This is a genomic window from Pseudomonas sp. B21-019, assembly GCF_024749225.1.
Classification (GTDB): Bacteria; Pseudomonadota; Gammaproteobacteria; order Pseudomonadales; family Pseudomonadaceae; genus Aquipseudomonas.
In genome coordinates this window covers 2,117,801-2,134,936 of the sequence record NZ_CP087193.1, presented here as the reverse complement: position 1 = coordinate 2,134,936, position 17,136 = coordinate 2,117,801, and the positions used below count along the sequence as shown (strand labels likewise).

20 protein-coding genes are annotated in these 17,136 nt (G+C 58.2%); 7 read left to right on the top strand and 13 right to left on the bottom strand.

Features of this window, described 5'->3' with window-relative positions; all coding sequences use genetic code 11:
• Window positions 1-63: 63 nt before the first annotated feature.
• Window positions 64-996 carry a Ppx/GppA family phosphatase gene (locus tag LOY36_RS09505; RefSeq protein WP_258673036.1) on the bottom strand — a complete coding sequence of 311 codons (933 nt, stop codon included), beginning with the start codon at window positions 994-996 and terminating at the stop codon, window positions 64-66.
• A 520-nt stretch (window positions 997-1,516) separates the two neighbouring features.
• Here LOY36_RS09505 and LOY36_RS09500 point away from each other — a divergent pair.
• Window positions 1,517-1,822, top strand: coding sequence for a hypothetical protein (locus LOY36_RS09500; RefSeq protein WP_018928234.1), 306 nt, complete (start codon window positions 1,517-1,519; stop codon window positions 1,820-1,822).
• 262 nt (window positions 1,823-2,084) lie between these two features.
• On the opposite strand, the gene LOY36_RS09495 is transcribed toward LOY36_RS09500, so the two are convergent.
• The 3 genes from LOY36_RS09495 to LOY36_RS09485 form a co-directional block, all read right to left on the bottom strand.
• Window positions 2,085-2,420, bottom strand: coding sequence for a hypothetical protein (locus LOY36_RS09495; protein WP_018928235.1), 336 nt, complete (start codon window positions 2,418-2,420; stop codon window positions 2,085-2,087).
• Between the two features lie 117 nt (window positions 2,421-2,537).
• Window positions 2,538-2,927, bottom strand: a complete 390-nt coding sequence (locus LOY36_RS09490; protein ID WP_258673034.1) for a cytochrome c family protein — start codon at window positions 2,925-2,927, stop codon at window positions 2,538-2,540.
• Window positions 2,928-3,027: 100 nt separating this feature from the next.
• Window positions 3,028-3,993 carry a GlxA family transcriptional regulator gene (locus LOY36_RS09485; RefSeq protein WP_019649485.1) on the bottom strand — a complete coding sequence of 322 codons (966 nt, stop codon included), beginning with the start codon at window positions 3,991-3,993 and terminating at the stop codon, window positions 3,028-3,030.
• A 106-nt stretch (window positions 3,994-4,099) separates the two neighbouring features.
• On the opposite strand from LOY36_RS09485, the gene LOY36_RS09480 reads away from it, so the two are divergent.
• Entirely contained in the window at window positions 4,100-4,660 is a 561-nt protein-coding gene (locus LOY36_RS09480) for a thioesterase family protein (protein WP_026345845.1), read from the top strand.
• A gap of 189 nt (window positions 4,661-4,849) precedes the next feature.
• Here LOY36_RS09480 and LOY36_RS09475 read toward each other — a convergent pair whose 3' ends face one another.
• Window positions 4,850-6,226 (bottom strand): dicarboxylate/amino acid:cation symporter, encoded by a 1,377-nt coding sequence (locus LOY36_RS09475; RefSeq protein ID WP_258673033.1) that lies wholly within the window; start codon window positions 6,224-6,226, stop codon window positions 4,850-4,852.
• Between the two features lie 107 nt (window positions 6,227-6,333).
• Window positions 6,334-7,389: a tartrate dehydrogenase gene (locus LOY36_RS09470; RefSeq protein WP_007935426.1), complete on the bottom strand. Its 1,056-nt coding sequence runs from the start codon at window positions 7,387-7,389 to the stop codon at window positions 6,334-6,336.
• 137 nt (window positions 7,390-7,526) lie between these two features.
• Here LOY36_RS09470 and LOY36_RS09465 point away from each other — a divergent pair, with 137 nt between their 5' ends.
• Window positions 7,527-8,450, top strand: a complete 924-nt coding sequence (locus tag LOY36_RS09465; protein ID WP_258673031.1) for a LysR family transcriptional regulator — start codon at window positions 7,527-7,529, stop codon at window positions 8,448-8,450.
• 6 nt (window positions 8,451-8,456) lie between these two features.
• Here the strand turns inward: LOY36_RS09465 and LOY36_RS09460 are convergent, their stop codons facing one another.
• The gene (locus tag LOY36_RS09460) at window positions 8,457-8,858 is read right to left on the bottom strand and encodes a DUF1801 domain-containing protein (protein WP_258673030.1); all 402 of its coding nucleotides are present in this window, start codon (window positions 8,856-8,858) and stop codon (window positions 8,457-8,459) included.
• A gap of 164 nt (window positions 8,859-9,022) precedes the next feature.
• Between LOY36_RS09460 and LOY36_RS09455 the strand changes: the two genes are divergently transcribed.
• From LOY36_RS09455 to LOY36_RS09445, 3 genes are all read left to right on the top strand, one after another.
• The gene (locus tag LOY36_RS09455; protein WP_258673029.1) at window positions 9,023-9,586 is read left to right on the top strand and encodes a histidine phosphatase family protein; all 564 of its coding nucleotides are present in this window, start codon (window positions 9,023-9,025) and stop codon (window positions 9,584-9,586) included.
• A gap of 97 nt (window positions 9,587-9,683) precedes the next feature.
• Window positions 9,684-10,187, top strand: a complete 504-nt coding sequence (locus LOY36_RS09450) for an SLATT domain-containing protein (RefSeq protein WP_258673028.1) — start codon at window positions 9,684-9,686, stop codon at window positions 10,185-10,187.
• A gap of 48 nt (window positions 10,188-10,235) precedes the next feature.
• A complete protein-coding gene (locus LOY36_RS09445) occupies window positions 10,236-10,721 on the top strand; it encodes an adenosine-specific kinase (protein ID WP_019582007.1) in 486 nt (161 codons plus the stop codon).
• A 48-nt stretch (window positions 10,722-10,769) separates the two neighbouring features.
• Here LOY36_RS09445 and LOY36_RS09440 read toward each other — a convergent pair whose 3' ends face one another.
• The 3 genes from LOY36_RS09440 to LOY36_RS09430 all read right to left on the bottom strand — a co-directional run bounded on the left by LOY36_RS09440 (window position 10,770) and on the right by LOY36_RS09430 (window position 13,045).
• Window positions 10,770-11,591: a MinD/ParA family protein gene (locus tag LOY36_RS09440; RefSeq protein ID WP_019649494.1), complete on the bottom strand. Its 822-nt coding sequence runs from the start codon at window positions 11,589-11,591 to the stop codon at window positions 10,770-10,772.
• A 170-nt stretch (window positions 11,592-11,761) separates the two neighbouring features.
• Window positions 11,762-12,136: a cupin domain-containing protein gene (locus LOY36_RS09435; RefSeq protein ID WP_258673027.1), complete on the bottom strand. Its 375-nt coding sequence runs from the start codon at window positions 12,134-12,136 to the stop codon at window positions 11,762-11,764.
• Between the two features lie 96 nt (window positions 12,137-12,232).
• The gene (locus LOY36_RS09430) at window positions 12,233-13,045 is read right to left on the bottom strand and encodes an AraC family transcriptional regulator (RefSeq protein ID WP_258673026.1); all 813 of its coding nucleotides are present in this window, start codon (window positions 13,043-13,045) and stop codon (window positions 12,233-12,235) included.
• Between the two features lie 247 nt (window positions 13,046-13,292).
• Between LOY36_RS09430 and LOY36_RS09425 the strand changes: the two genes are divergently transcribed.
• Entirely contained in the window at window positions 13,293-14,153 is an 861-nt protein-coding gene (locus tag LOY36_RS09425; RefSeq protein ID WP_258673025.1) for a CAP domain-containing protein, read from the top strand.
• 250 nt (window positions 14,154-14,403) lie between these two features.
• On the opposite strand, the gene LOY36_RS09420 is transcribed toward LOY36_RS09425, so the two are convergent.
• From LOY36_RS09420 to LOY36_RS09410, 3 genes are all read right to left on the bottom strand, one after another.
• Window positions 14,404-14,856, bottom strand: coding sequence for an N-acetyltransferase (locus LOY36_RS09420; protein ID WP_258673024.1), 453 nt, complete (start codon window positions 14,854-14,856; stop codon window positions 14,404-14,406).
• Window positions 14,857-14,880: 24 nt separating this feature from the next.
• Window positions 14,881-15,534 carry a peroxiredoxin gene (locus tag LOY36_RS09415; protein WP_018928249.1) on the bottom strand — a complete coding sequence of 218 codons (654 nt, stop codon included), beginning with the start codon at window positions 15,532-15,534 and terminating at the stop codon, window positions 14,881-14,883.
• Window positions 15,535-15,702: 168 nt separating this feature from the next.
• On the bottom strand, window positions 15,703-17,115 hold the full coding sequence (locus tag LOY36_RS09410) for a cytosine permease (RefSeq protein ID WP_258673022.1): 1,413 nt from the start codon (window positions 17,113-17,115) through the stop codon (window positions 15,703-15,705).
• Window positions 17,116-17,136 lie beyond the last annotated feature (21 nt).

Here is a 17,136-nt window from a genome sequence, read left to right as displayed (position 1 = left end):
GTATGAGCCTCGGTGTGTTTTCACCCTTTTTGATCCGACAGCTTTTTATTGCAGCAGCATCATTCAGTGCCTGGACATCAGGCCATGAAGAACGCCTAACCTTAAGCCCGGCTCAGAAGGACTCATGTGCGAAATGCCGAATACCTTGAATGCCGCCAGCATGAGCACCAGACCACCAGGCAAGATATTCAGGCGATGGGGTGGCAAGCCCGCCAATTTGAGTTGTTTAACATGCCCCACTTCCAGCAGACGCAATGACAAGCGCAACAGACCGCCGTAGGTGATACCGCTTTGACCGTCGTCATTCAGGCCATTGGCCTTGAGCACTTTGGCCAGCATCCGTGCGGTGCCCGAAGAGCCGATAGTCTGCTGCCAGCCCATTGCACGATAACGACGGGTAACTTTTTCAAACTGTAGAGTGGCCACTCGCTCAGCCTCCAGGAGCGCTTGAGCCGTGATACAGCCCCCCTGAAAATAACGCGCGCCAAGGGTGCCGCTGCCAATGGCAATGCTCTCGGTCAACAGGGGCTGCGTACCCTGCCCCAGAATCAATTCAGTGGAGCCGCCGCCGATATCCACGACCAGTCGCATACTCTCTGTATTGGGTATCGCATGGGCAACCCCTGCGTATACCAGTCGAGCCTCTTCATGCCCGGAGATGACGTCTATACGAAAACCCAGGTGCCGCTCCGCGCTGGCCAAGAATAATTGAGCATTGTCGGCTTCGCGCACGGCACTGGTCGCCACCGCACGCACGCGACCCGCTTCAAAGCCGCGCAGTTTTTTGCCAAACCGCGCGAGGGCTTGCCATCCGCGATCCAGCGCCAACTCGTCCAGCGCTCCGCCCTGAAACCCCTCCGCCAAACGGACAGGCTCACGCAGGGTTTTCACTTCCTGGATCACGAACCCCTGATTACGCCTGACCGACTGGCCAATCATCATGCGAAACGCATTGGACCCCAGGTCAATGGCCGCAAACAGGGAGGCGTCTTTCATAGGGGACTCCTGGCAAATTCATCAGCCCGCAGACGGAGTTCCGCTGAGCGCTCAAGACGGTTTGCGAGGATCTTGCCATCAGTTCAATGACACGAAGATGACACCCTCTGGATAGACGGGTGGTCGAGCTGTTTTTAGGTCCCTTTTTCGATGCACAAAAAACAGTCATCGTTCTGTAACCTTCCGACAGTAATACTGAGGCTATTCAATACGTGCTGTTTTTTCTGCTGCCACTTCAGGCAGCTTTTTTTTTGCCTGATGATTTTGGCAGCAGTTTAGCCAGGTCAACCAATTGGGTTTCTGCATTTTCGAGCGCGGCGGCTGCAGAGCTTTGCCAAGTGCTGCCTGCCCTTTCGCCTCGCCTCTGAATCATCAACAACGACCGTCCGTAACCCCGCCCCGACGGCCTCTCACCCTTCGCTATTCTTAACCACACACACCGCAAGCACGGCTTGCGGCATCAGAACCAGGAGTAAGGATCCGGGTAAGGAGTGCGCCACTTCTAACAGAGTATTGAATGATGAAAATGCTACTGATGGTCGAGTTTCCCCATGAGCCTTTCAACGCGTTTGTCAGGTCCGGGAAGGTCGGCGAAATCATGAACCGTATCCTGGACACCATTAAGCCTGAGGCGACTTATTTCACTGAGCAAGATGGCATGCGAAATGGGATTTTTCTGATCGATATCGTGGATCCCTCCGAAATCCCCGGATATGCGGAACCCTTCTTCCTCAACTTCCAGGCCAACTGCAAATTCCGTGTGGTCATGAACCCGCAAGACCTGCAAAACGCCGGTCTGGAGGAGCTCGGAAAAGCGTGGGCGTGAGGCTCGATCAATGAGCCGGGTGATGGCATCTGGAGTGCCTCACCCCGGTCGATGTCCTAAGCCGTAATGCGATCTGTAGCAGCTGCCGAGCTCGCGAGGCTGCGTTCGGCTGCACAGCAGTCGTAAGATCAGAACTTGCGGTGCATCAGGCAGACCGCGTCAGTCGGATTCACGACTGCTTCGCAGCCGAACGCAGCCTCGCGAGCTCGGCAGCTGCTACAAGGAGTGCGCCGCAGCTGAAATGACTGAAGGCGCACTGCACTTACTGAACGGTTTTCAGCTTGACCACATCACCGGAGATTTTGGTGGTGTAACCGGTCAGGACCCAAGCCCAGAACCAGTTTTCCTGCACTTGGGTGTTGATCATGGCATCGCCGCCCTTGGCTTTGATGGCCGCGTCCTGAGCGCGGATGAAGCGGTTGTTCTGCTGGATCGGGATGACGCCGAACAGCAGCAGGCCAGTGGCGGTCGCTTCACTGTGGCCGACAACGGTGTACTGGCTGCTGTCGTATTGCTGGGTCTTCATCGGGGTGCCGGTGCAACCCGCCAGAACCAGGCCAAACAGGGCTACGGCAACCGCTTTGCTGAGGTAATTCACTGTGTCACTCCATTAGAAATACCCGGGATCCATCTCTCGGGCGGCGCATACTCTAACGGATGAAGTGGCCCATTGATATCACTCAGCACTGAAAAAAGCGGATCGATGAGGCACCGATCATTGCGGCTGAAACGTCTGCAGATAGGCCAACAGGTTTTCGATCTTTTCCGGATCGCTGAGGCCCCAGAAAATCATGCGGGTGCCGGGGACCACTGTTTTTGGCGCTTCGATGTAGGCGGTGAGAGTTTCGCGGGTCCAGACGACGCCTGATGATTTCATTGCGTCTGAGTACTGGTAGTCCGCCGTGCTGCCCGCAGGGCGCCCGAAAATCGCATTGAGTTGCGGACCAAAAAAACCTCGCGCCGAACTCCCTACCTGGTGGCAGCCGCCACAGATTCGCTTGAACAGTTTCTCGCCCGCCTCAGCATCACCGGCCGCTGCTGCTTGCGTACTGAACAACCCCATGTTGAGCATCAAGGCCAAGGTGAGTACGGCGGCGTTTTTCATGTTCGGCTCCAAATCAGGCGTTGCTGACAGCAAAAGCGGGCGGCTATTTCATCATGACTGGCGGCTACGTCGAAACACTGATCTGGACCAGACGTGTCACTCAACCCACACTCGCTTGAAACTTCTTCCGGTAAGCCGCCGGTAGCAGGCCCACGCGCTGCTGGAAAAGCCTGCGAAATGAGTTGCTGTCCTCGTAACCTACTTTGTAGGTGATGCTGTCCAGGGTCATTCGTGTGGATTCGAGCAACTGCTTTGCCTTTTCCAGACGCAGTGTTTGCAGGTAGGTCAGCGGCGTGTAACCGGTGGCTTCCTTGAAACGCCTTTTGAAGTTCCTGACGCCGAATCCGAATCGCTCGGCCATGTCATTGATCAGCAGCGGCTGATGGAAGTGATCTTCCAGCCACGCTTGAACCTGCAGGATTTCGCCATCCCCATGGTTCTTCGGCATCGACCACATGACATAGACCGATTGCTCGCTGCGTACGTTGTCGGCCAGCAAGTATTTGCCGCACTTCTGCGCCAGCTCCAGTGATGCGAAGCGGCGGATCAGATGCAGCAACAAGTCCATGGCAGCCGTCGCGCCACCGCTAGTGATCATGCGATTGTCTTCACAGAGGATCTGCGCCGACTCCAGACAGGCCTCTGAATACCGGCGACGAAAAAAATCGGCAAAGGCCCAGTGCGTGGTGGCACGAACGCCGTCCAGCATTCCCGCTTCGGCGAGCATGAACGCCGCCGTACACATGGAAGCCACGACGGCACCTTGCGCGTGCTGTTGACGCAGCCACGGCCCATAACCGGAAAATGCCGGCAAGGCGTCTTTCAGGGTAAAGAGAAACCCCGGGATCAGCACCAGATCGGTTCGGGTGATGTCGGCGATGGATCGGTCCACGCGCAGCGTTTGCCCTCCCCATGCGGCGACATCGGCGCCATCCAGCGAGGCGGCAACCACCTCAAACGGCGGTCTCGCGGTATCGGCGAACAGGTTGGCGGCACTGAGCACTTCCAGCGCCAGGGTGGCGCTGGCGGCGGAACATTGATCAGCCAGTAGCAGGGTGACGTGCATGAATCATCCAGATTGCGCTTTTCGCATGAAAAAAGTCATTTGTGCACCTACCTTATCCGATTTCCGCCCCCTAAAGTTCACCGGTCATTCAATCCTCGGCGTACTTATGAATCTCTGGTTCCGACTTATCCTCATGCTGTTCCGTCGCCCGTGGCGCAAACCGGTGGACGGCCTGGCCACCACCGTCATCCGTATGCGCGTCTGGCCGCTCGACCTCGACCTCAACCGGCACGTCACCAATGGCCGCTATTTCACCCTGGCCGACGTAGGCCGCATGGATTTCGTGCTGCGCAGCGGCGCCTTTCGAGTAGCCTTGCGCAACAAAGCCGTGCCGATCGTTGGCGATACCTGGGGCAAGTTTCGGCGTGAGCTGAAGCTGTTCGAATCGTTCGAGATTCATACCCGCATACTCGGCTGGGACGATAAATGGAGCTTTATGGAACACCGTTTCGTGAGCAAAGGCCGGGTAATCGGCGTCGTCATCATGCGGGGGCTGTTCCGCTCGGCCAAAGGCACGGTTGCACCGGTCGAGTTCGTCCGCGAGCTGGGGTTGGCCGAACAGTCACCCGAGATGTCGATGTGGCTGACGGCCTGGTCGCAAAGCTGCGACGACATGAGCCGTCAGCTGCGAGGGGAAGAAGGCCTGGTTGCCCAACCGCCCCTCTGATCAAGCGAAATCCCTTGTAGGAGCGAGGCTTGTGTGGCGAGGGAGCTTGCTCCCGTTGGGTCGCGCAGCGACCCCGGCATTCCAAAGTTAAACCGCATGCAAAGGGTTTACGACTGCTTCGCAGCCGAGCGGGAGCAAGCTCCCTCGCCACACAAGCCCGCACACATTTCTTGAGCTGCATGGCCCCGGTTACTTGGACTCGAGATATGCCCCTTGCGGGAGCGAGCCTGATCGCGATGAGGCCATCGCGCCGGCTGGCGTCGATGCAGCAACTGCAATAACGTCCGCCTGAACCATCTCGGGTTTTTCCTCTGAGCCCTCCCCGTTCAGCGCCTTGTTCATCTTTACCGTGTCCAACGCGCCGACCCATTTGGCAATAGCCATGGTGCCGACGCCGTTGCCGATGGTGTTGGTGATCGCGCGTGCTTCCGACATGAACCGATCGACGCCCAACAACAGCACCATGCCCGCCACCGGAATGGTGCCGAGGGAGGACAGTGTCGCCGCCAGGATGATGAACCCCGAACCGGTCACCCCCGCCGAGCCTTTGGAGGTGAACATCAGCACCGCCAGCACGATCAACTGATCCATGAGGGTCAGCGGCGTGTTGGTCGCCTGGGCAATGAAGATCGCGGCGATGGTGTAGTAGATCGCCTGGCCGTCCGGGTTGAAGGTCAAGCCCGAGGGAATGATCATCCCGGCGACGGGTTTGGAAACGCCGGCCTTTTCCATCTTGGAAATCATCTGCGGCAGCACCGATTCCGAAGAGCTGGTGCCCAGTACGGTGAACAGTTCTTCCTTGATGAACTTCAGAAATTTCCACAGGCTGAAACCGCTGTAACGGCAGATCGGCCCGAGCACGAAGATCACGAACACCGCGCAGGTCAGGTACACGCACGCCATCAGTTTGCCGAGGGAGAACAGCGAACCGAAGCCGTACTTGCCGATGGTAAAGGCAATCGCCCCGAACGCGCCGATGGGGGCCAGACGCATGACCATGTTGACGATGCGAAACATCCCTTGCATCAGACTATCCAGCGTGTCGACGAACACTTTTGCGCGCGGCCCGACATGCGCCAGGGCCACGCCCAGCAGAATGGAGAACAGCAAGATTTGCAGGACGTTGCCCTTGGCGAAGGCATCCACGATGGTGTCGGGGATGATGTTCATCACGAAGTCCATGAACGACGCATGCTTCACTGCCGTGGTGTAGGTCGCCAGGCTGGAAGTATCCAGCGAGGCGACATCGATGTTCATGCCCGCGCCGGGTTTGAACACATCGACCACGACCAGGCCGACCACCAGCGCCAGTGTGGACACCACTTCGAAATAGAGCAGCGCGCGAAAGCCGACACGCCCCAACTCTTTCATGTTCTCCATGCGCGCAATGCCCGTCACCACCGTGAGGAAAATCACCGGGGCAAGCAGCATTTTGATCAGTTTGATGAACGCGTCACCCAAGGGTTTGAGCGCAGCTCCAGTCTCGGGAATGAACACCCCGACAATGGCACCGAGGATGACTGCGATGAGCACTTGTACATAGAGTTTGCCAAATATTCTTTTCATGACAGGGCCCTGATTTTTTATTGTTGTCAGGAAATGCCAAGGGACCGGATTCAGCGATCTGCCCCTTGGCGTTGTGCCGCAGTACTACTTTGAATCGGGGGAAAATATCAGCGGTTGATCAACGCAATGACTGCATCGGTGATCTGCCGGGTAGTGGCCGTGCCGCCCAGATCCGGGGTATGCAAACCGCTTTCGGTCACGGCTTCGATGGCCGACATCAGCTGTTTCGCCGCGGCCGCTTCGCCCAGGTGCTCGAGCATCATTGCCGCGGTCCAGAATGTGGCGATCGGGTTGGCCACGCCTTTGCCGGTGATGTCGAAGGCCGAGCCGTGGATCGGTTCGAACATCGAGGGGAATTTGCGTGACGGGTTGAGGTTGGCGGTCGGCGCGATGCCCAGGCTGCCGGACAACGCGGCGGCCAGATCGGACAGGATGTCGGCGTGCAGGTTGGTGGCGACGATCACGTCCAGCGTCGACGGTTTGAGCACCATGCGCGTGGTTACGGCGTCGACCAGTTCCTTGTCGATCTTCACGTCCGGAAAGTCCTTGGCGACTTCGTAGAAGATCTCGTCCCACAACACCATGCCGTGACGCTGAGCGTTGGATTTGGTGACCATGGTCAGGTGCTTGCGCGGACGGCTGCGCGCCAGTTCGAAAGCAAAACGGTGAATGCGCTCGACCCCGGCACGGGTGAACACCGACACTTCGGTGGCGACTTCTTCCGGCAGGCCCCGGTGCACGCGACCGCCGTTGCCGGAGTATTCGCCCTCGGAGTTTTCCCGCACCACCACCCAGTCAATCTGATCACCGTTGTGCAGTGGGCTTTTCACCCCTGGCAGTACGCGGGCCGGACGCACGTTGGCGTACTGGTCGAAGCCCTGGCAGATCGGCAGGCGCAGGCCCCACAGGGAAATGTGATCCGGCACATTGAGCGCACCGACTGCGCCGAAGAAAATCGCATCGAAGGTTTTCAGTTCTTCCAGGCCACCTTCCGGGATGTAGTAGCCGTTTTTCAGGTAGTTATCCGAGTTCCAGTCGAAGTGTTTGAAGGCCAGTTCGAAGCCGGACTTTTTCGACAAGGCTTGCAGCACCTCGACACCCGCGGCGATCACTTCCACGCCGATGCCATCACCTGGAACCGCAGCAATTTTGTATGCGCTCATCATCAACTCCACTCTCGTTACGTTCTTGTTGTGCCTGTCGAACGGGGGTGTTCAATCAGGGTGTGAGCGGAGTATATGTAGTGAGCAAATGAGCGTGAGTTACTCCAAATCACTACATAGATGAATTTGAGTTACCAATGAGCCAGACCCTGGATTTGTCTTTTTTCTACCTGCTGGCCAACAAAGGCAGCCTCGCGGCGACGGCGCGAGAGCTGGGCGTGACCCCGCCGGCGGTGAGCAAACGCTTGAGCGCGCTGGAAGCACGGCTGGGCATCCGCCTGGTCAACCGCACCACGCGCTCGATGAGCCTGACCTCGGAAGGTGAGCTGTATTTTTCCCATGCCGCGCGCATCCTGACGCAGATCGATGAGGTCGAGCAGCTCATCAGCAGCAGTCGTGCAACGCCGAAAGGCCTGATTCGCGTCAACGCGTCTTTGGGTTTCGGTCGTCGCTACATCGGCCCGGCATTGGGCGCGTTCTTCGCGCAATACCCGGAGGTGGAAATACAGCTGGAAATCAGCGATCACCCGCTCGACCTGGCAACTCACGGGTTTGACCTGGGCATTCGTTTCGGCACGCTGCCGGACGCGGCCTTTCATGCGCGCAAGATTGCCTCCAATCGCCGCCTGCTCTGCGCCTCGCCGCTGTACCTGGAAAAGCATGGCGTGCCGCAACGCCTGGCGGATTTACAGCAACACAACTGCATCTTCCTGCGGCAAAACGAAACGCCCTACGGCGTATGGAGCTTTACCAACGGCGGGCGCACGCAAAACATCAAAGTGCGTGGCGCGTTAGGCTGCAACGACGGTGAAGTGGCTCTCAATTGGGCGCTGGAAGGTCATGGGATTTTGCTGCGGGCCGAATGGGACATCGCCCGCTACGTGCGCAGTGGCCGCTTGCGCCTGGTGCTGGAGGACCAGACACCGACCCGCGCCGATGTCTATGCCATCTACCCGCAACAGTTGCACCTGTCGGCGCGAGTGCGCAGCCTGATCGATTTTCTGGTCGAGCGTTTCAAGCACATCGATCACCTGGATGAACCGGAATCTGTGCTCGACTGAACGGCGCTACGACATGTTGAACGCCACGGCGGCGCGAATCAGCGCCTTCAAGGCTGTTTCATCAATCCGGTCGCCCTCATGAATATCGATGGCACGCCGGGTGTTGCCATCGAGGCTGGCGTTGAACAGTCCTGAAGGGTCTTCCAGCGAGGCGCCCTTGGCGAACGTCATCTTCACGGCATTCTTGTACGTCTCGCCGGTGCAGATGATGCCGGCATGCGACCACACCGGAACGCCCCGCCACTTCAACTCCTCGACCACATCGGGGTCGGCCTGTTTGATGAGCGCTCGAACCCGAGCGAGCGTCTCGCCCCGCCAATCATCCAGTGCCTTGATTTTCGCCTCGATCAGCGCAGAGGCAGAGCCTTGCTCCTCAGTGTCCTTTGAACCGGCCGTCTCCTTGCTCATGGTGGTTATCCCTCTTCATAATGATTGTCGCTCGCCCGCCTCTTGAGTATCGCTGACAGGACTACAACGCAGGCGTTGCAGTTTGACCCGAAACGGGTCGTTTGCCTTCAAATCTCCGATGGGTGCGACCACTCACGGAATAGCAAAACAAGGACGTAACAACAGTGGAAAAGGAAATCATCTTGATGCGTCATGGCCAGCCAGATCTGGCCGTGCAAGACAAAGTTTCAGCGCGCGATATGAAACGCTGGATCGAGCAATACGACCTGTCAGAAATCATCGACCAACCCGCTCCACAATCGAGTGTGGCGCTGGCGCGTACCGCCAGAATGATCGTGTCGAGCAGTGCGCCCCGGGCGCTGACGTCGGTTCGAGCGCTAGGCCTTCAAGCCGGCCTTGTCGATGATATGTTCTGCGAAGCGCAGCTCCCCCATGGACGATGGTCACTGCCGCGCCTTTCACCGTTTACGTGGGCATTTATTCTTCGTGTTTTATGGTTGTGCGGTTTCTCGGGGAAGGTCGAGTCAGCCAGTAAGGCCAGAATGCGCGCCAATACGGCCGCTCAACGGCTTCAATCCCTTGCCGACGAAGGGCCCGTTTTACTGCTCGGTCATGGAATAATGAATCGAATGATTGCCAAGCACCTGGAGGCTACCGGATGGATTCGCCATACCAGCAATGGTAACCGGTACTGGAGCGCGACGGCCTATCGTATGAAACCGCGTTAAGGTACGACGACAGCCCACAGACCGAATCCCGGCGCCCTGGCTGGTGGTCAAATAGGAGCTAATATTCATCTGTATTCCCCTGCAAAGGACTGCAATCATGAGCCGGCTCGAGTTACTGACCAAATGGAATCGCATGATCGTGCGGTTGCAGATCGAGCACGAAATCAGTGCCCGGGATTTCGAGAAGTTCAGCTGGAAACTGGGCATCCCTTGCGTGGTGTTGTCGGCGATAGTCAGCGCCAGCGTCTTTGGTTCAATCAGTGACTCATCGCCAGCATGGCTTCAATATGCAGCCGGCATCCTTTCACTGCTGACCCTGGTGCTGAGTTCAGTGCAGACCTTCCTGAACTTTGACACCCGGGCTGCCGGGCATAAAGACACCTCCGAGAAGCTCGGTGCGATGTCTCGCGAGATTCAGGACGAAATCGCCAGCGGCAAGGACGAGGCTATCCTGGGCCCGATCGTGCTGGACATCCGCAAGCGCATTGATTCGATTCTTCTGGATGCCCCGACCTTGCCCAAGTCAACCATAAGGAGACTGGGTGATGTTCGCATCCACCCGGAGACACAGCCAGAGGAGCAGGAGATCGTCCCGGCTTGAATAGAGGCCCGATGCCGGTCCGCGACATCGTGACAGGAGGCGTTTGAGATGCAACTCATCACGTTGAAAATCGACAAACCGGAAGCGACGAATTTCATTTTTGGTCAGACGCACTTCATCAAGTCCGTTGAAGACCTCCACGAAGCGTTGATAAACGCCGTGCCAGGTATCCAGTTTGGCGTGGCTTTTTGTGAAGCCTCCGGCAAATGCCTGGTGCGATGGTCTGGCACCAATACCGCCATGATCGAGCTGGCCCAGAAAAACGCGCAAGCCATTGCCGCCGGCCATAGCTTCATCATTTTCCTCGGCGACGGTTTCTATCCGCTGAACGTGTTGAACGCCGTCAAAATGGTGCCAGAGGTGTGCCGCATTTTTTGTGCAACAGCCAATCCAACCGAAGTGATTCTTGCCGAGACGGAACAGGGACGCGCGATCCTGGGCGTCGTGGATGGCTTCTGTGCCAATGGCATTGAAGGCGACGAAGACATCCTGTGGCGCAAGAATTTGTTGCGGCAGATTGGCTACAAGCTGTGAAACACGTTTCGCTGCTGAGCTAACGATGGGCTGCCGCCGTCGACAGCCTCACCTGCCGGAATTCTGCACGAGTTGCTCAACGAAGAACTCCACGTGCCCTCTCGGATGAGTCGGCAATGGCCAGCTGTCGACGTTGTGAGCAAGGGCCTGGAAAGCTTGAGCGCACCTGGAGCGCGGGAAGGCTTCAAACACTGCGCGTCCCTTCTGCACGGCTTTGTGCGCACTTTCGTCGTTCGGCACCGCGCCGACGTATTGCAGCGAGACATCCAGGAACATTTCGGTAATCTTTTCCAGCTTGGCAAACAGGTTGCGACCTTCCGCCGGGCTGCCCGTCATGTTGGCCAGCACGCGAAAACGCTGCAGACCGTAGTTCAGGTTGAGCAATTTGATCAGCCCGTAGGCGCCGCTGATCGAGGTGGGTTCATCGCACACCACCACCAGCACTTCCTGAGACGCGCGGATGAAATTGATCACTGAGCCACCGATACCGGCGGCCGTATCGATGATCAGCACATCCAGTTTGTCGCCGATATCGCTAAAGGCCTGGATCAGCGCGCGGTATTGCGCAGGCTCCAGATGAGTCATGTTCTGCAAACCAGAAGAAGCCGGGGCCACACGAATGCCTCCAGGCCCAGGCATGAGTGCCTCGGACAGCTCGCAACGCCCTTCGAGAACATCGGCCAGTGTGTAGCGCGGAGTCAGCCCCAGCAGAATATCGATATTCGCCAGGCCAAGATCGGCATCCAGCAATACGACGCGCCGCCCCATTTTCGCCAACGCCAACGAGAGGTTAACCGCTACCGTTGTCTTGCCCACGCCCCCTTTACCGCCAGTCACAGCGATAACTTGCACGCAATGCACATCATCCATTTGTCTTTCCCTTCCCTGCGCATCGTGTGCCAGCACGTAATGGCACCCTCCAGATGCCGCAAGAATAGCTGAAAAGTGCGCAATAGCTGCTTTATCTCCCGACGAGAGGCATTTTGCCGGCCTCCATCGAATCGTTTCAACGAAAAGGCCGGCAAAAACCACCAAAACGTCTAGATCCACACATCATTCATTGCGGTTCTTTCCCCGGCTTGATCACCGGTATTCAGCACACCTCGCGGCTCGATCAGCAACAGTTTCACCTCGCGTTCTGCATAAGGCTTGTGTTCGACGCCCTTGGGGACGACGTACATTTCTCCTTGCCCAACCACGACGGCCCGCTCCCGAAGATCGATGCGAAGCTCGCCTTCAAGGACGATGAAGGCTTCATCGGTATCAGCATGGGAATGCCAGACAAAGTCGCCTTCGATTTTCACCACTTTGAACTGATAGTCGTTCATTTCGGCGATGACCTTGGGCGTCCATTGCTCGCTGAACAAGGCATATTTTTCGGCAAAGTTAATCGCGGTGCAGGCTTGGGAATTCATTTGAGTCGCTCTCACTGGACAAGATATCGAGCCCTGACTCTAAGGATGACCTAACGCTGCGTATTGCATGATTGTGCAAGTTGGCCGAGCCCCTGCTCAATCAAGGCCCAACCTCTTCAGCCACCGACCGGGGGAGACGCCGTAGGTCTGGACGAATTGACGCGTCATGTGACTTTGATCGAAAAAACCTGCGCATACAGCCGCCTCTGCCATCGAGTGGCCCCCAATCATCAATGCTCTTGCCAGGTCGAGCCGGCGCTGGGTCATGTACCGATAGGGGCTGGTGCCGTACAGCGCCCGAAAATCACGGCTCAGGCTCCAGCGGTCTCGACCACTCGCCTGGGATAACTCATCCAGGGTAATGACTCGATCCAGCGAGTCATGAATCAGCGCACGCGCGCGCTCGGCTGCTGCAAAATCAAACGACTTGCGCCGCCCACGCTGACCCGAGATCGCATCCAGCGCTTGTGCGAGATCGTAAATGGCATCGTCTTCTTCCAGGGGCTCGATGCAAGCGTCGAGGTTTTGCAGCAGTACCTGGGTTGCGGCACCCAGCCGTGGGTCGCTCGATAAGCCACCCTCGATAAATGGCAACGGCTTGCCGCCCAGCACCTGCTGAATCAAGGCAGGTTCGATGTAGATCATCCGGTAATGAAAACCCGCTTCGGTACCAGCCTCACCGTCATGCACCTCGTCCGGATGCAAGACGATGGTTTTACCAGGCAGGCTGTGGCGCTGGGATTTGCGGTACTGGAAACTTTGCACACCCGACAGCGTTCGCCCGATGGCGTAAGTATCGTGGCGATGCGGCGTAAAGCCATGGCCGCCAAAAAAGGCTTCGATGCGCTCTATCTTCAACGGCTGCGCCGAGCGCTTGACCCAATCCTTGTCGCCCTTGGTTTTAGTCATGTCCCTGTACACCTGGATGATGTCAATACGTTACCAGTACGAGCATCTGCTGTCCCAGACTCGTGACCCGTCTGAATCAGCCCTCTCGGCGTAGCCGTCAAATTTGTCTGTTCCCTTCGTGAACCAGTTTTGAGACCCGCAGTCATAGCCGTGCCGTAAAAGACGCTCGCCCAAAGAAGCGCTCATGCGGTTATTGCTCATCTTTATCCCACCCTTATCGTCGTCAACTCATCAGAGCTGTCTGTTCATGCGCCCGACTGTCCGCTGCTGCCGCTTTATTTCGCTGTGCCTGATGCCTTTGTTTCCGCTGTTCGCCAGCCCCGCCCATGCCAGTGGGGAACGGCAACTGGTGGAAGTCATCAACGATTACCGCGCCGATCCCGACCGCTGCGCGGGGCGTGCGGTCAGGCCGTTACGGCCACTGGCGCTGAAATCGGACTTGTCCTTGCCGATCGGCTATGGCGGTGGCTTGCGGGAGGGGTTGAAGGCTAACGGCTATCAGGCTGTAACGGTGCGGACCATCCGCCTGGTCGGCGCGCAAGACGCCGATGAGGCGTTCGACATGCTTCAGAGCGATTACTGTGGGGCGCTGCTCGATACCCAATACGCCGACATCGGCGTCACTCGTGCCCGCAGCGAATGGCGGGTGGTGCTGGCGCAACCGGTACTCGACGGGCGTATCGGCGATTCGCGCGCCGCGGGCAAGACGTTGCTGGCGCAGGTCAACGCGGCAAGGGCCAGGCCACGCATGTGTGGGCGCCAACGTTTTGCCGCCGCACGGCCATTAACCTGGAATCCCGCCTTGGGCGCCGCCGCTCAAGGGCACAGCAAGGCAATGGCCTACGGCAACTACTTCGCCCACCAGGACCCCGACGGCGATATGCCGGCGGATCGCGCCAAAGCCGCCGGTTACCGCGGCCGGCAGATCGGCGAGAACATCGCCGCCGGGCAAGGCTCGCCCAGCCAGGCGATGTCCGGCTGGCTGGCCAGCCCCGGGCATTGCGCCAACCTGATGAACCCAATGTTTACCCAGGTCGGCGCGGCGTATGCCAGCGATTCGCGCAGCAACAAAGGGGTTTATTGGACGATGCTGTTTGGCGCGCCTTGAGTGAGGGTTTCGAACCGTCCATAGAAAATGGCTGGCGCTGGGGTCAGTCAGTTAGGGGCTTGAACACCGCAGACTTGTGTGGCGAGGGGGCTTGCCCCCGTTGGGTTGCGAAGCGGCCCCAAAACCTGCAATCGCGGTATATCAGGTACACCGCATGCAATGGTTTTACGACTGCTACGCAGCCGAACGGGGCGATGCGGCGTTCCGACAAGCCCCCTCGCCACACAGGCTCGTTTCCACAAGTTTGCGCCTACTTCAAGTCGAGACAGTAGGTGTAGTAACCCGTATCGCGCACATAGCCCAATGACTCATACAACCGTTGCGCGAGGTGATTGTCCGTGGCCGTTTCCAGCACCATGCCCTTGGCGCCGGTCAACAGCGCAAAGGCTCGGGCGGTGTTCATCAGCAACGTCCCTACCCCTTTGCCTCGGGCGGCAGGTGTGGTGAAGAGATCGCTGAGCAACCAGGTGCGGTGGGCATCGATGGAGGAGAACGTCGGGTACAACTGGACAAAGCCGAGCGCTTCGCCCGCGGAGTCCTCGGCGAAGAAAATCACCGATTCATCCCTGGCGATGCGCTCTGCGATGAAATCGCGGGACTGCATCAGGTTCGAGGGCTGGCCGTAAAAGCCTCGATAGGCGTCGAAGAGACTGGCGACTTTGTCGATGTGGGTTGCATCAACGCGCAGGACCTGGACGGCCATGTGGGTGGTCTCCGAACAGAGGGGTTACTTCGGTTGCGCCACGGTGCGCAAATAAGGTTTGAGCGTCTTGAAGCCATCCGGGTATTTCTTCCTGGCATCCTCATCGGAGACCGAAGTGGGAATGATGACGTCCTCGCCCGGACGCCAGTTCACCGGCGTGGCAACGGTGTGCTTGGCGTTCAGTTGCAGAGAATCGAGCAGACGCAGCACTTCATCGAAGTTGCGCCCGGCGCTCATCGGGTAGATCAGCATCGCCTTGACCTTTTTGTCCGGGCCGATAATGAACACCGAACGCACCGTGGCGTTGTCCACGGCAGTCCGAGCGCCGCCACTGGCATTCGGATGAATCATGTCGTAGAGCTTCGCCACCACCAGGTTCTCGTCGCCGATCATGGGATAGTTGACCGCATGTCCCTGGGTTTCTTCGATGTCTTTGGCCCAGGTCTTATGGTTACTGACAGGGTCGACGCTGAGCCCGACGATTTTGGTGTTGCGCTTATCGAACTCCGGCTTGAGCCCCGCCATGTAGCCGAGCTCAGTGGTGCACACCGGGGTGAAGTCCTTGGGATGCGAGAACAGAATCGCCCACTTGTCACCGATCCACTCATGGAAATGCAGCGGGCCTTCGGTGCTTTCAGCGGTAAAGTCCGGTGCTTCGTCGCCAATACGGATTGCCATGTTCGTTCTCCTTACTGTTGAGTCGTAGGGAAGTCGCCGGAACGCTGGCTGCTGTTCCGGCGGCATTCGGTGTCTGTGTTGAACCGTCAACGCGGATCAGTATAGGAGACGCTTGAGGACCCGGTAGTTAGCCGCGCGCCCGCCCTGCCCCCTTTGATGACCGGGCATTCAAGCCTGCGAACTGCGCTCGACCGACACCGCAAGTGCTGATGTCCTGGCCAGCCAGTAATAGAGCATGCCCGGCACCACCAGCCCGACGATCCAGGAAATATCGACACCGCCGAGCTGCGCGACCATTGGTCCGGAGTAGAAGTGAGTGTCGACAAAAGGCAGCTGGACCAACACACCGAGCACATACACGCTGATCCCCAACACATTCCAACGGCCATAACGCCCCGCCGGGTCGGACAACGCCGGGATGTCATAGCGCTCCTTGTTGATGAAGTAATAATCCACCAGATTGATCGCGCTCCACGGCGTGAAGAACGTCAGCAGAAAGAGGATGAAGTACTTGAACGTGCTCAGAAACGAGTACTGCCCCAGCAGCGCGAGCGTGGTGGACGCGCCGACAATCGCCAGCACAAACAGCATGCGTTTGCCGGCGGATATTTCGAAGCCACGACGAAAGCCACTGATAATGGTGGCCACGCACATGAAGCTGCCATAAGCGTTGAGGGTCGACACCGTGACCTTGCCAAACACCACGCTCAAATACAGCAGGGAGGCCATCACCCCGGTACTGCCCAACCCGACGATGGTGGCGACCTCATGTCCACGAAAATTTGCGCCCGCCAACGCAGCGGCGAATACCCCCAGCACCATGGAAGCCTGAGCACCCACCACCGTCCCCAGGCCGACGGCGGTGAACGTCTTCCAGGACGAGGTCTTGCTCGGCAGGTAGCGTGAGTAGTCGGCCACATAAGGGCCGAACGCGATCTGCCAGGATGCGGAAAGAGACACCGCCAGCAAGAAAGTACTCCAGCCGAAATGGCGGTTTTCCAGTAACAGACCGATGTCGTTGAGCGTCATCAACCGGGTAAACAGATACACGAAGGCGATGATGCCCAGCACGCTCGCCACCCTGCCCACCAGGTGGATGACCCGATAACCGAAGAGGGTCAGAAACGCGATGCAGGTGGCGAATATCAGGATGCCGGCGCTGTCGCTGACATGGACCAACTGAGCAATCGCCTGCCCCGACAGTACCGCGCCGGTGGCGCTGAAGCCGAGGTACATCAGGCACACCAGCACAATCGGAATCGCCGCCCCATAGACACCGAACTGCACGCGACTGGAGATCATCTGCGGCAGCCCGAGCTTCGGTCCTTGTGCAGCGTGCAGCGCCACCACCGCACCGCCGAGCAACTGACCGATCAGCAAACCAATGAGTGACCAGAACACATCGCCACCCAGCACCACGGCCAGCGCGCCGGTCACAATCGCTGTGATCTGCAGATTGGCGCCGAGCCACAGGGTGAACTGGCTGTAGAGGCTGCCATGGCGCTCGGCCTCGGGAATGTAATCGATCGAACGTGTCTCGATCAGGGGACTTCGCTGCTGTGTATCGCTGACCTTGGTCATTTTTTTGTTCTCTTCTAATGG

What these genes read in the sequence shown, in the direction of transcription:
- LOY36_RS09505 (WP_258673036.1), bottom strand. Translation starts at nt 996, where the DNA reads ATGAAAGACGCCTCCCTGTTTGCGGCCATTGACCTGGGGTCCAATGCG.
- LOY36_RS09430 (WP_258673026.1), bottom strand. Translation starts at nt 13,045, where the DNA reads ATGACTAAAACCAAGGGCGACAAGGATTGGGTCAAGCGCTCGGCGCAG.
- LOY36_RS09440 (WP_019649494.1), bottom strand. Translation starts at nt 11,591, where the DNA reads ATGGATGATGTGCATTGCGTGCAAGTTATCGCTGTGACTGGCGGTAAA.
- LOY36_RS09450 (WP_258673028.1), top strand. Translation starts at nt 9,684, where the DNA reads ATGAGCCGGCTCGAGTTACTGACCAAATGGAATCGCATGATCGTGCGG.
- LOY36_RS09445 (WP_019582007.1), top strand. Translation starts at nt 10,236, where the DNA reads ATGCAACTCATCACGTTGAAAATCGACAAACCGGAAGCGACGAATTTC.
- LOY36_RS09420 (WP_258673024.1), bottom strand. Translation starts at nt 14,856, where the DNA reads ATGGCCGTCCAGGTCCTGCGCGTTGATGCAACCCACATCGACAAAGTC.
- LOY36_RS09475 (WP_258673033.1), bottom strand. Translation starts at nt 6,226, where the DNA reads ATGAAAAGAATATTTGGCAAACTCTATGTACAAGTGCTCATCGCAGTC.
- LOY36_RS09490 (WP_258673034.1), bottom strand. Translation starts at nt 2,927, where the DNA reads ATGAAAAACGCCGCCGTACTCACCTTGGCCTTGATGCTCAACATGGGG.
- LOY36_RS09500 (WP_018928234.1), top strand. Translation starts at nt 1,517, where the DNA reads ATGAAAATGCTACTGATGGTCGAGTTTCCCCATGAGCCTTTCAACGCG.
- LOY36_RS09485 (WP_019649485.1), bottom strand. Translation starts at nt 3,993, where the DNA reads ATGCACGTCACCCTGCTACTGGCTGATCAATGTTCCGCCGCCAGCGCC.
- LOY36_RS09470 (WP_007935426.1), bottom strand. Translation starts at nt 7,389, where the DNA reads ATGAGCGCATACAAAATTGCTGCGGTTCCAGGTGATGGCATCGGCGTG.
- LOY36_RS09410 (WP_258673022.1), bottom strand. Translation starts at nt 17,115, where the DNA reads ATGACCAAGGTCAGCGATACACAGCAGCGAAGTCCCCTGATCGAGACA.
- LOY36_RS09460 (WP_258673030.1), bottom strand. Translation starts at nt 8,858, where the DNA reads ATGAGCAAGGAGACGGCCGGTTCAAAGGACACTGAGGAGCAAGGCTCT.
- LOY36_RS09425 (WP_258673025.1), top strand. Translation starts at nt 13,293, where the DNA reads ATGCGCCCGACTGTCCGCTGCTGCCGCTTTATTTCGCTGTGCCTGATG.
- LOY36_RS09465 (WP_258673031.1), top strand. Translation starts at nt 7,527, where the DNA reads ATGAGCCAGACCCTGGATTTGTCTTTTTTCTACCTGCTGGCCAACAAA.
- LOY36_RS09480 (WP_026345845.1), top strand. Translation starts at nt 4,100, where the DNA reads ATGAATCTCTGGTTCCGACTTATCCTCATGCTGTTCCGTCGCCCGTGG.
- LOY36_RS09415 (WP_018928249.1), bottom strand. Translation starts at nt 15,534, where the DNA reads ATGGCAATCCGTATTGGCGACGAAGCACCGGACTTTACCGCTGAAAGC.
- LOY36_RS09435 (WP_258673027.1), bottom strand. Translation starts at nt 12,136, where the DNA reads ATGAATTCCCAAGCCTGCACCGCGATTAACTTTGCCGAAAAATATGCC.